Below are 12,766 nucleotides of genomic sequence, written 5' to 3'. Positions count from 1 at the left end.
GTCAAACTGATATAATTGCCTTTGGCGATTGAAAACGGGGTAAGCGGACCATGGATAGCGCAGTCGCAGAACATCAGGAACTCACTCCGGAAATCAACGACAACACCCCCCCGCTGGAAGAGCTACTCAAGAGCCCCGAGCGCTTCATCAACCGAGAATTCTCCTGGCTGCAATTCAACCGCCGCGTCCTGGAAGAAACTTTGAATACCGAGCATCCGCTGCTCGAGCGTGTCCGCTTCCTGTCGATCTCGGCCGCCAACCTCGATGAATTCTTCATGGTGCGTGTCGCCGGCCTCGAGGGCCAGGTACGCCAGAACATCGCCATCCGCAGCCCCGACGGCAAGACGCCGGCCGAGCAGCTCGATTCGATCCTGCAGGAGATCGACCATCTGCAGATGGAGCAGCAGGCCTCGCTGGCCGTCCTGCAACAATATCTCGCCAAGGAAGACATCCTGATCGTGCGCCCCGGCGCCTTGAGCGATGCCGACCGCCAGTGGCTGGCCGCCGAATTCGAACAGGCGATCTTCCCGGTCCTGACGCCGTTGTCGATCGATCCTGCCCACCCGTTCCCCTTCATTCCGAATCTCGGCTTCTCGATCGGTCTGCAGCTCGTTAGCAAGAATGGCCGCGAGCCGATGACGGCGCTGCTGCGCCTGCCGGTGGCGCTCGACCGCTTCGTCCGTCTGCCGGATGATGGAAACACGATCCGCTACATCACGCTGGAAGATGTCGCCAACATCTTCATCCACCGGCTTTATCCGGGTTACGAGGTGCAGGGCTCCGGTACGTTCCGCGTCATCCGCGACAGCGATATCGAAGTCGAGGAAGAGGCCGAGGATCTCGTCCGCTTCTTCGAAACGGCGCTGAAACGCCGCCGCCGCGGTAAGGTCATCCGCATCGAGACCGACTCGGAAATGCCGGCCTCGCTGCGTCAGTTCGTCGTTCAGGCGCTCAATATCCCTGATAATCGCGTCGCCGTTCTGCCGGGCCTTCTGGCGTTGAACACCCTGTCCGAGATCACCAAGGCGCCGCGCGAAGATCTCAGGTTTGCCCCCTACAATGCGCGATTTCCCGAGCGCGTCCGCGAACATGCCGGCGACTGCTTCGCCGCCATCCGCGAAAAGGACATGGTCGTCCATCACCCCTACGAATCTTTCGACGTCGTGGTCCAGTTTCTTCTCCAGGCTGCGCGCGATCCTGACGTCCTGGCGATAAAGCAGACGCTTTACCGCACCTCCAACGACAGCCCGATCGTCCGCGCGCTGATCGACGCCGCCGAAGCCGGCAAGTCGGTGACGGCGCTGGTCGAGCTCAAGGCCCGCTTCGACGAAGAGGCGAACATCCGCTGGGCCCGCGATCTCGAGCGCGCCGGCGTGCAGGTCGTCTTTGGCTTCATCGAGCTCAAGACCCACGCCAAGATGTCGATGGTCGTTCGGCGCGAGGAAGGCAAGCTGCGAACCTATTGCCACCTCGGAACGGGCAACTACCACCCGATCACCGCGAAGATCTATACAGACCTGTCCTATTTCACCTGCAATCCCGTCATCGCCCACGACATGGCGAACATCTTCAACTTCATTACCGGCTACGGCGAACCGGAGCAGGGCATGCAGCTCGCGATCTCGCCCTATACGATGCGCCCGCGCATCCTGCGCCACATCGAGGAAGAGATTCAGCATGCCAGGAACGGCGCGCCGGCCGCGATCTGGATGAAGATGAATTCGCTTGTCGACCCCGACATCATCGACGCGCTCTATCGCGCCAGCCATGCCGGCGTCGAGATCGACCTCGTCGTGCGCGGCATCTGCTGCCTGCGTCCGCAGGTGCCCGGCCTTTCGGAAAAGATCCGCGTCAAGTCGATCGTCGGCCGCTTCCTCGAGCACAGCCGCATCTTCTGCTTCGGCAATGGCCACGGCCTGCCGTCCGACAAGGCGCTGGTTTACATCGGCTCGGCCGACATGATGCCGAGAAACCTCGATCGCCGTGTCGAAACCATGGTTCCGCTGACGAATCCGACCGTTCACGAGCAGGTCTTGTCACAGATTATGCTCGGCAACGTGATTGACAATCAACAAAGCTACGAGATATTGCCCGACGGTACGTCGCGACGCATGGAAGTGCGCAGGGGCGAAGAACCGTTCAATGCGCAGCAGTATTTCATGACCAATCCGAGCCTGTCGGGCCGTGGTGAAGCTCTGAAGTCCAGTGCGCCGAAGCTGATCGCCGGCCTGCTCGAAGGCCGTAACAACAAGTAAAACTGGACCTAAATGGTTGAATCTGAAGCCCAGGGGCGCCTTCCGGGGATCGCCCCGGTCTCCGTCGTCGATATTGGATCGAATTCGATTCGTCTTGTCGTCTACGAAGGCATGTCCCGTTCGCCAACCGTCCTGTTCAACGAAAAGGTCCTCTGCGGCCTCGGCAAGGGCGTCGCCCTTACCGGCAAGATGGATGAAGACAGCGTCGCGCGGGCTCTGGCGGCGCTGCACCGTTTCAAGGCTCTGTCCGACCAGGCGCGCGCTGCCACCATGTATGTGCTGGCGACGGCGGCCGCGCGCGAGGCGAGCAACGGTCCCGATTTCATCCATCAGGCAGAAACCATCCTTAAGCGCAAGGTCCGCGTACTCTCGGGTGAGGAGGAGGCGAAATTCGCCTCGCTCGGCATCATCAGCGGTTTCTACAATCCTGACGGCATTGCGGGCGACCTCGGTGGCGGCTCGCTGGAACTGATCGATATCAAGGGCAAGGAGTTCGGCAAGGGCATCACGTTGCCGCTCGGCGGCCTGCGCCTGTCGGAATATGCTGGCGGATCGCTCTCCAAGGCCCAGACCTTTGCCCGCAAGCAGTTGAAGACGGCAAAGCTGCTGTCGAAAGGCGAGGGGCGCACCTTCTACGCCGTCGGCGGCACCTGGCGAAACATCGCCAAGCTGCACATGGAAATCACCCACTATCCGCTGCACATGATGCAGGGCTATGAGGTGTCGTTCGAAGGAATGATGCAGTTCCTCGACCAGGTGGTGACCGCGCGCGACTCCAGGGAGCCAGCACTGCAGGCCGTTTCCAAGCACCGCCGTTCGCTGCTGCCTTTCGGCGCCGTCGCCATGAAGGAAGTGCTGAGTGCAATGAAGCCGTCGCTGATTTCCTTCTCGGCGCAGGGTGTGCGCGAGGGATATCTCTATTCGCTGCTGTCGGAGGCCGAGCGCCGCGCCGATCCGCTGCTTGCCGCCGCCGGAGAACTGGCAATTCTGCGTGCCCGTTCGCCGGAGCATGCCCGCGAGTTGGCGGAATGGACCGGCCGCATGATGCCCCTTTTCGGCATCCAGGAAACTGAAGAGGAAAGCCGCTACCGCCAGGCCGCCTGTCTGCTTGCCGATATCAGCTGGCGCGCCCATCCTGACTATCGCGGCCTGCAGGCGCTGAACGTCATCGCCCACTCTTCCTTCGTCGGCATCAGTCATCCCGGCCGCGCCTTTATCGCGCTTTCCAACTATTACCGTTTCGAAGGCCTGCATGACGACGGCGCCACCGGTCCGCTGGCGCAGATTGCCACGCCCCAGCTCATCGAGCGCGCCAAGCTGCTCGGCGGCATGCTGCGCGTCGTCTACCTCTTCTCTGCCTCGATGCCCGGCATCGTCAAGAACCTGACCTTCCGCAAATCGTCGAGCCCGGACCTCGACCTCGAATTCGTCGTGCCTCCCGAATATCGCGATTTCGCCGGCGAGCGCCTTGACGGCCGCCTGCAGCAGCTGTCGAGGCTGACAAACAAGCGGTTGGCGTTTCGGTTTGAATAGGTCTGTGCCACGGCACGTCGTCAGGAACGCAACCTAAGCAGCCAAGAACAAAAAGGGCGGCGCCTTCGCGCCACCCTCTGCATTTCACACCAGAACGCCGAATTACTTCGCGTTCAGGAACTCGCCGACTTCGAGCAGGCTGAACTCGTTATTGTCAGCCTTGTCGACGGCGCGGCCGGCCGAGAAGGGCAGGTTGTTGTCGTTGCCGATGATGATGTGCGTGGCGTCGACGCGGTCGACGTTTTCGATCGTCACGAATGGCATGTCGTAGACGCCGTCCTTGCTGCCGGCCTTCTTCTTGTTGTCGGGGTCCTGGATGTTCAGGAGGTCGATATAGCCGATCTTGCGGACCGCCTTGCCGACATTGGCATCGTTGTACTCGATCTTGTAGACGCGCTTCAGCACGGCCGGAGCTTCGAAACAATCCGGCTTCGGCTGCTTCGGATCGGCGCAGGCCTTGTCCGTCGTGCCGGCGCCGTTATCGCGCTCGATGACGAGAGCGGTGGTGTCGTCGAGCATGTTGAAGTCGCCGATCGATACCCCCTTGTCTTCGAACGGATAAAGCCAGCTGCGGCCGGTCCACTTCTTGGAGGCGACATCGAATTCGATGACGCGGATGGCGGTGTGGCCATCGATGGTTTCCACAGTGCCGTCATCCTTGTAGATGGCCCCTTCGAGCAGGCCGTAGAGCTTGGCGCCGTCCTTCGACATAGCGAGGCCTTCGAAGCCGCCGGAGCGCTTCAGGTTGAAGACCGGCATCTTGGCGGCCGGGTTTGATGGAACCGAGAGAAGCGGATTGTCGGGCGAAAGCACCGGCTTGCCGTCGAGCGTCGTCGGAATGACGTCGGTGAGGCGGCCAGCGGTGTCGAACTTCAGGATGTAGGGACCGAATTCGTCGCCGAGCCAGAAGCCGTCGGCAACCGGCTGGATCGATTCGATGTCGAAGTCGGCACCGGTGAGATAGCGCGTGTCAGTACCTTCAAGCACGATCGGGAACGGAGCAATCTTGTTGGGGTCGGAGAGGAAGAGGTTCTTGACGACCTCAGCCTTGTTGCCGGCCCAGTCAAACTTCATCTGGTGCAGGAAAAGCATGGAGTCCGACGAGTTGGACTTCGCGCCGAAGCCGTTGTCGGAGAGCGTCCAGAACGTGCCGTCGGTCATCGTCTTGACGCCGGAGAATCCCTGGATCGGCTGGCCGTCGAAGGGAAGCTTCAGATCGGTGACACGGGCGCCGTCCTTACCGGGAACGGTGCCGAGCGCTTCGGTGCGCTTGCGGTCAGGCGTCGTAAACTTGCCGGCATGCTTGAGGAATTCGGGGGCATCGGCCGGTGCCAGAACCATGGTGTTGGCAGGCAGGATCGCCTGGCCGGCGAGCTTGGCCGGGAACTGCTGCTGGTCGGCCGAAGCGGAGCCGGCGACCAGGATGAAAAGCGATACGGAAGCAAAAAGGACGTTCTTCATAATATCCCCGTGGAACGGATTGCAAAGGCCTTCCGCTTAGCAGGGCTTTAATGTCAGCGAATTGACGGTTGGGTGAAGCTTTGGTGACGTACTTACAGCGCAGCGCGTCTCCTCTGACGCGCAAAGGACGCTGCAACACTTTCAATTCTCGCATCGTGCTTTCCGAAAATCGATTCCGATTTTCGGGCCGATGCGGCAGAGCCCTTGCTCAGCCGTGCAGAATGACCGCCGGCGTGTTCAACACGGTGACTGCGCGCGAGGAAAGCGCCATCACGCCGAGCGCCTGGCCGCGCCCCTTCACGGCGTGAGTGCCGAGATCCTCGCAGCTGACGTCGTCGGGAAAGTTCATGCGCCGGGCAAGCTCAGTGGAGATCAGCACCGGCCGGTTCAGGCTGCGGCAGAGCGTCTCCAGCCGGGCAGTGGTGTTCACCGTGTCGCCGAAATAGCTGATCTTGTGATGGTCGACGCCGATTTCGGCGGTGATGATTTCGCCTCCATGAAGGGCGGCGCGGAGCTTCGGCACCTGCCCATAGCTTTTCCGCCAGCCGGCGGCATTGGCTTCGATATCGCCGAGGATATCGAAGATGCAGCGCACGCAGCGCGCATTTTTGACGCCGCGGGCAAGCGGCCAAGTGATGATCGCCGCATCGCCGACATAGTCGTTGATCATGCCCTTGTGGCGCCTGACCGGTTCGGCGAAAGTCGCAAACAGCGAGCTCAGCAGCTGCTGCGCCCGGAGGTCGCCGTGCTTTTCGGCAAAGGCCGTCGAATCGACGAGATCGATGAACAGGAAGACACGCTCTTCCCTAACCGGGTTGCGGTAGCGGCTAATGAGCATGCTGAGGAAAACCTCGCGGCCGAGCAGCTCTCGCACGCGCAAGACGAAGATCAGCAGCGCGCAGACCGCCAACGCATAGAGGAAGACCTCGAACGGCATGATGACGAGATCGAGGAGCGATGCCGGCTTCAGCATGGCGAACGACCAGAGCAGCAGGCCGGCGCAGGCAAAGCCGATGCTCATCAGGATCTCGTAGATCACCAGCTCGGTAATGATGAAGGCGAAAGTCGGCAGCTTCTGGATGCGCCGGTAGAGCGTGCGCAGCAGCACTTTGCGCTCGAAGGCCAGGATCGGCATTCCAATGAAGAGCGCGAAGATCGCCCCGATAACGGGCGTCTGATTGGAGTAGAACATCAGATCATAGATGACGCCGCTGGCCGCAAGGACGATCGCGATCAGGATCCAATTCTGCGTCGGAGATATTTCCCGCATGCCGCCTCTTCGTCATGATGTTTCCGCCGGCCATTGTTTCAGGCCGGAAAAAAGCGTCAAGCGAATTCGAATCTACAGCGCCGCGCGTCTTTTAGAGGCGGCGGCGCTTGTTCCGAAGCCAATTCGCCGACTTTGTTGGGCCACGTGATTGCCTCTGCAACACCTTGTCAATCTCAGGCCTCCGCCTTATTGCTATCAATAGTTGTGGGCGCCTTCCTGCACAGGAGTATCATGTACAGATTGATAGTTTTCTCAGTGATCACGATCGCGGCTGGCTCCGCAAATGCGAGCGGGGTTCCGTTTTTCACCAGTCCTGATGTGCCCGATTATTCCGCAAAGATGATCGTGCGTGATACCTATAATGACAAAGGGGGCCGCCAACGGGTCGTCCAACATCACAACGGCTGGACGCATGTTGAAGAGGACAGACGCGAAGAAACGAACATTTATTACGGACACTTCTTCAAGAACGTTGTTCTGAGGGCAACCAGGAAGAATGGTGAGATCTCGTCAATCGAGGTCAGGCAGGTCGAACCGTCTCAGGACCATAACGGCATCACGGAGGTCAAGGAAACCGATGATGTCGAGGCCATCGGCGGTGAGCAGTGTCGTTGGCGGGAGATTGTTCGGAAAATGAATGAGGACGGGTCCGGGCCTGTTTGGTTAACTTGCCTGACCGGCGACGGAATAGAGGTCGCGACGAAAGTACTTTTCTCCACTCGAGAGGTGATGTCCGAGACGCGGTTGGTTGAACTGCAGCGCGGGCCTGTGCCGGGGGCGGCGGTACGACCACCTATGCAGCTTTTTGAAGCCGGTACCTGGCTCAAACCATTGCCAAGCTATGACGATTACACTCCAAATGCTGGAGACTTTGAGGCGAAGCTGGTCAGCCACAGATCCGAAGAGAGGCTGTTGCGTCATTATCCCTGGTGGCTCCGACAGCGTGACGGCGAGGATGGATCAATCCTGATCACCGTCTGGAACGAACTCGAAGACCAAGGGCTCCAATATTCCGCATCCAAGGGTGAGCGCAGGTTCGAAGCTATCCGCTCCTCCTCGAATCCCGGGCCGTTCTCCAAGAGATTCGACAGGGTGTCTGGGATGGTCGACATGAGAAAACAGGATCGGCTGCTCGGCGAAGACTGCGCATGGTATAACCGGACACCAGATTCCGCTGATGCAGGTCTGATGCAGTGTCTGACTTCGGACGGTATACCGCTGATCGATGAACACTGGTCCGGCTGGGGTGACGGCGAGATATTCAAAATAGTGGCGTTAACGCGCCGGCCTGTGAGCATGGATGAAATGCAACCACCTCGTGATTACCTCGAGCCTGCTGCCTGGGGATTTATCAAGCCCCAATACTAGAGAGATAAGGTAGTAGCCTAAAACAAGGCAATGGCTTAGCCGCGAACGGCTAAGCTTTGATATACAGCCGTCTCAGAGGCTGACGGTTTCGACCTTCCGGTCGACGAAACGCAAGGCGATTGCGCCCTGGATCAGCTGCAGTGCCGGCTCTCCGAAAAGATCGCGCCGCCAGCCGTGCAGGGCAGCAACTTCGGCCTTCTCGCCCTCGGCGGCGATCCTGTCGAGATCCTCGCTGTTGGCGATCACCTTCGGCGCCACGCCGTGTTTTTCCGAAATCAGCTTCAGCAGCACCTTCAACAATTCGACGGCAGCAGCGGCCCCTTCGGGCGCCTGCGCCTGGCGTGGCACATGCGGCATATCGGCCTTCGGAAGAGCAAGCGCCGTGTTGACGGCCTCGATGACCGCTGCGCCGGAAGTCGAGCGCTCCCAACCCTTCGGAATGGTGCGCAGACGGCCGAGCGCCTCGGTATCCTTCGGCTGCTGCTGGGCGATCTCGTAGATCGCATCATCCTTCAGCACCCGCGAACGCGGCACGTTGCGGGCCCTCGCCTCGCGTTCGCGCCAGGCGGCGACATATTTCAGGATCGCCAGCTCCTGCGGCTTGCGCAGACGCATCTTCAGCCGCTGCCAAGCATCGTCGGGATGCATGTCGTAGGTTTCGCGCGACTCGAGAATGTCCATTTCCTCGGAGAGCCAGGAGGTGCGGCCCTCGCGATCGAGTTCCGCCTTCAGCGACAGGTAGACGTCGCGCAGGTGGGTGACGTCAGCCAGCGCATAATCCAGCTGTTTGTCCGAGAGCGGCCGGCGGCTCCAGTCGGTGAAGCGTGACGACTTGTCGATATGGACGTTCTTGATGCGGCTGACCAACTGGTCATAGGAGACGCTGTCGCCGAAGCCGCAGACCATGGCGGCGACCTGCGTGTCGAAGATCGGATGCGGAATGAGATTGCCGCGATTGAAGATGATTTCGATGTCCTGGCGCGCCGCGTGAAAGACCTTCAGCACCTTCGGATCGGCCATCAGCTCGAAGAAGGGGGCGAGATCGATGCCCTTGGCCAGCGGATCGACGAGAACTTCCGTCGTCGGGCTTGCCATCTGGATCAGGCAGAGCTCCGGCCAGAAGGTCGTTTCGCGCAGGAATTCGGTGTCGATGGTGATGAAGTCGGACTTGGCCAGCTCTTTGCAGGCGGCCGCCAAATCGGCGGTGGTTTCGATCATATCATTTCATTCGCAAGGAAAAGGTCGGTAAACCTTCCTTCTCCTTTCGGTTCGATATGTCAATACAACAGCATACGCTTCGAGCATTGCTGGCGAAGAATCACGTCTAAACTGAGGCATGGCGCCAACGCCGGCGCGAAGCAAAGCTGCAATCGCGGCGAAAGCGCGGGCTGTCTCAGCTTACCCTGAGATAGCTCGTCATCCCCGTCTTCTGATGCTCGATGATATGGCAATGCAGCAGCCAGTCGCCGGGATTGTCGGCGACGAAGGCAAGCTGCACCTTCTCGTCCGGCTGAATGAGATAGGTATCGGACACCAGCGGCATCACCTCGCGCGTCGAGGAGGAGACCACCGTGAAGCTCATCCCGTGCAGATGAATCGGATGGGCATGCGGCGTAGTATTCTCCAGATTGAAGACATAGCTCTTGCCGAGCTTCAATTCCGCAAGCGGCGCCGTCGGATCGGGCGTATCGCCTGGCCACGGCACCTTGTTGATTGCCCAGAAACTGTAGCCCAGCGTGCCGCAGATGCTTTCGACCGCGGCATTCTCGGCGGTGGCGCTCAGTATCAACGGGATCTGCTCGGCAGCGGTTAGATCGGCCTTCGGGACGGGATTCTCGACAAGCGGCCCGAGATCGCCGATATCGCGCTTCAGCGATGATCCGACCGCGCGCAGGCTGGCGATCGTCTTCGGCGTCGTGCCGCGGATATCCTCGAGCGTTGCGACCGCACCTTCACCATCCGGCATGCGCACGGCAAGATCGAGCCGTTGACCCGGTCCGATCTGCAGGAGGTCGAGGGAAAAACGCGTCGGCACCGGATTGCCGTCGATCGCAATCACGGTCGCATCGGCGCCTTCCATCTTCAGCGAGAAGATCCGCGTCACGTCGGTCACGGCAATGCGCAGCCGCACCAGCCCGCCGGCCGGCGCGTCATATCGCGGTTCCTGGTGCCAGTTGGCGGTGCGCACCGTGCCGTAGGTGCCGGTCTTGGCAGCATCGCGTGGCCGGAAGGGAGCGATGAATTGCCCGTCGCCGCCGAGCCGCCAGTCACGCAGGTTCAGCACCACCTCGGTATCGAACTTCGGATCGGCTGGGTCCTCGACGACGATGATGCCGGTCATGCCGTGCCCCATCTGTGTCAGCGTGTTGCAATGCGGATGATACCAGAAGGTGCCGGCATCGGGCGGCGTGAAGGCATAATCGAAGCTGTCGCCGGTATAGATGTAGGGCTGCGTCATGAACGGCACGCCGTCCATGCGGTTATCGATGCGAAGCCCGTGCCAGTGGATCGTCGTCGGTTCGTCGAGCCCGTTTTTCAGCCGCGCCGCATAGGGTCGCCCCTTTGTAATCCTCAGAACCGGCGGCATGCCGTCATGACCCCAGCTCATGATATCCCTGGTCGGTCCCGCCTCGGTCAGCATGGCTTCGGTCTTCACTGCCGTCAGCAGCTGCGGCTCGGGAGCTGCCTCGGCAAGCCCGAATTTACCGGCAATGCCGATGCCGACGCCATAAGCACCCGCGACAGCGGATGCCTTGAGAAGGTTGCGGCGGCTAAGGAGAGGCATGCGGAGGCTCCACGATGAGAATGCCGATCCTTGTAAAGTTGACCGACATCTTCATCAATACAGGAAACGCGGCCAAACTGCCGCAGCATACCGGTCGCAGCCTCGCCATAAACGCGTGCCAAACGCCCGGCCGCGTGCGCCAAGCCTTGACAAATCGGAGCGTCCATGCGCTTTTCCGCCCGATTTTCTTGTCGGCGCTTGAGGGTCGTGGAACCCTTGTGCCGTCTTAAGCCACATGCCAGGATTTGAGATCATGCATCGCTACCGCAGCCACACATGCGCCGCCCTCCGCAAGACGGATGTCGGCTCGACCGTCCGTATTTCCGGCTGGGTTCACCGCGTTCGCGACCATGGCGGCGTTCTCTTCATCGACCTTCGCGACCATTACGGCATCACCCAGGTCGTTGCCGATCCCGACAGCCCGGCCTTCAAGATGGCGGAAACCGTGCGTGGCGAGTGGGTCATCCGCATCGACGGCCTCGTCAAGGCCCGCACCGAAGACACCGTCAACAAGGCCATGGCAACAGGCGAGATCGAGCTCTACGCGCAGGAGATCGAAGTTCTCTCCGCCGCCAAGGAACTGCCGCTGCCGGTCTTCGGCGAGCCGGATTATCCGGAAGACGTCCGCTTGAAGTATCGCTTCCTCGATCTTCGCCGCGAAACGCTGCACAAGAACATCGTCAGGCGCACCCAGGTGATCTCGGCCATGCGCCGCGAAATGGGCAATGTCGGCTTCACCGAATATACGACGCCGATCCTGACGGCCTCCTCGCCGGAAGGCGCACGCGACTTCCTCGTGCCGTCGCGCATTCATCCCGGCACCTTCTATGCGCTGCCGCAGGCGCCGCAGCAGTACAAGCAGCTGCTGATGGTTGCAGGCTTCGACCGCTACTTCCAGATCGCGCCCTGCTTCCGCGACGAAGACCCGCGTGCCGATCGCCTGCCGGGCGAATTCTACCAGCTCGACCTCGAAATGAGCTTCGTCACCCAGGAAGACGTCTGGGACACGATGGGTCCGCTGATGACCGGCATTTTCGAAGAGTTCGCCGAAGGCAAGCCGGTCACCAAGGAATGGCCGCGCATCCCCTACGACGAGGCGATCCGTAAATATGGTTCGGACAAGCCGGACCTGCGCAACCCCATCGTCATGGAAGCGGTCACCGAACATTTCGCCGGCTCCGGCTTCAAGGTTTTCGCAGGCATGATCGCCTCCAACCCGAAGGTCGAGATCTGGGCTATTCCGGCCAAGACCGGCGGTTCCAGAGCGTTCTGCGATCGCATGAATGCCTGGGCGCAGTCGACCGGTCAGCCTGGCCTCGGCTACATCTTCTGGCGCAAGGAAGGTGACAAGCTCGAGGGCGCCGGCCCGCTTGCAAAGAACATCGGCGAGGAGCGCACCGACGCGATCCGTACCCAGCTCGGCCTCGATGACGGTGACGCCTGCTTCTTCGTTGCCGGCGATCCGGCGAAGTTCTACAAGTTTGCCGGTGAAGCCCGCACCAAAGCCGGCGAAGAGCTGAACCTCGTCGATCGCGACCGTTTCGAACTCTGCTGGATCGTCGACTTCCCGTTCTTCGAATGGAGCGAGGAAGAAAAGAAGGTCGATTTCGCGCACAACCCGTTCTCCATGCCGCAGGGCGGCCTCGATGCGCTGCAGAACCAGGATCCGCTGACGATCAAGGCGTTCCAGTATGACGCCGTCTGCAACGGCTTCGAAATCGCCTCGGGCTCGATCCGTAACCAGTCGCCGGAAACCATGGTCGCCGCCTTCGAGAAGGTCGGCCTCAGCCAGCAGGATGTCGAAGACCGTTTCGGCGGCCTCTACCGCGCCTTCCAGTACGGCGCGCCGCCGCATGGCGGTGCTGCTTTCGGCATCGACCGTATCGTCATGCTGCTCGTCGGCGCGAAGAACCTGCGCGAAATCTCGCTCTTCCCGATGAACCAGCAGGCCCAGGACCTGCTGATGGGCGCGCCGAGCCCGGCAACGCCGACGCAACTGCGTGAGCTCTCTATCCGGCCGATCCCGCCGGTCAAGAAGGACTGAGATCGTCTGATCCCGAATGCAAAAGCCCGGCAAATCGCCGGGCTTTTCGT

The 12,766-nt window shown here is 60.7% G+C and carries 8 protein-coding genes; 4 read left to right on the top strand and 4 right to left on the bottom strand.

Annotated features, from left to right (window positions below):
• The first annotated feature begins 50 nt into the window (after positions 1–50).
• Together AC1D2N_RS13875 and ppx are read left to right on the top strand one after the other, a co-directional pair.
• Positions 51–2,255 carry an RNA degradosome polyphosphate kinase gene (locus AC1D2N_RS13875; protein WP_018241493.1) on the top strand — a complete coding sequence of 735 codons (2,205 nt, stop codon included), beginning with the start codon at positions 51–53 and terminating at the stop codon, positions 2,253–2,255.
• Between the two features lie 12 nt (positions 2,256–2,267).
• Positions 2,268–3,788, top strand: coding sequence for an exopolyphosphatase (gene ppx, locus AC1D2N_RS13870; RefSeq protein ID WP_018241494.1), 1,521 nt, complete (start codon positions 2,268–2,270; stop codon positions 3,786–3,788).
• Between the two features lie 102 nt (positions 3,789–3,890).
• Here the strand turns inward: ppx and AC1D2N_RS13865 are convergent, their stop codons facing one another.
• Positions 3,891–5,249: an esterase-like activity of phytase family protein gene (locus AC1D2N_RS13865; protein ID WP_130652146.1), complete on the bottom strand. Its 1,359-nt coding sequence runs from the start codon at positions 5,247–5,249 to the stop codon at positions 3,891–3,893.
• Positions 5,250–5,457: 208 nt separating this feature from the next.
• A complete protein-coding gene (locus AC1D2N_RS13860; protein ID WP_130652147.1) occupies positions 5,458–6,519 on the bottom strand; it encodes an adenylate/guanylate cyclase domain-containing protein in 1,062 nt (353 codons plus the stop codon).
• 255 nt (positions 6,520–6,774) lie between these two features.
• Between AC1D2N_RS13860 and AC1D2N_RS13855 the strand changes: the two genes are divergently transcribed.
• A complete protein-coding gene (locus tag AC1D2N_RS13855) occupies positions 6,775–7,887 on the top strand; it encodes a hypothetical protein (protein WP_425375833.1) in 1,113 nt (370 codons plus the stop codon).
• A 72-nt stretch (positions 7,888–7,959) separates the two neighbouring features.
• On the opposite strand, the gene rnd is transcribed toward AC1D2N_RS13855, so the two are convergent.
• Together rnd and AC1D2N_RS13845 are read right to left on the bottom strand one after the other, a co-directional pair.
• Entirely contained in the window at positions 7,960–9,105 is a 1,146-nt protein-coding gene (gene rnd / locus AC1D2N_RS13850; RefSeq protein WP_018241497.1) for a ribonuclease D, read from the bottom strand.
• A 175-nt stretch (positions 9,106–9,280) separates the two neighbouring features.
• Positions 9,281–10,672 (bottom strand): multicopper oxidase family protein, encoded by a 1,392-nt coding sequence (locus AC1D2N_RS13845; RefSeq protein ID WP_130652149.1) that lies wholly within the window; start codon positions 10,670–10,672, stop codon positions 9,281–9,283.
• A gap of 253 nt (positions 10,673–10,925) precedes the next feature.
• Between AC1D2N_RS13845 and aspS the strand changes: the two genes are divergently transcribed.
• Positions 10,926–12,716: an aspartate--tRNA ligase gene (aspS, locus tag AC1D2N_RS13840; RefSeq protein ID WP_130652150.1), complete on the top strand. Its 1,791-nt coding sequence runs from the start codon at positions 10,926–10,928 to the stop codon at positions 12,714–12,716.
• Positions 12,717–12,766 lie beyond the last annotated feature (50 nt).

The organism is Rhizobium sp. P1_B8, assembly GCF_056406515.1.
This window is presented reverse-complemented; position numbering and strand designations above follow the sequence as displayed.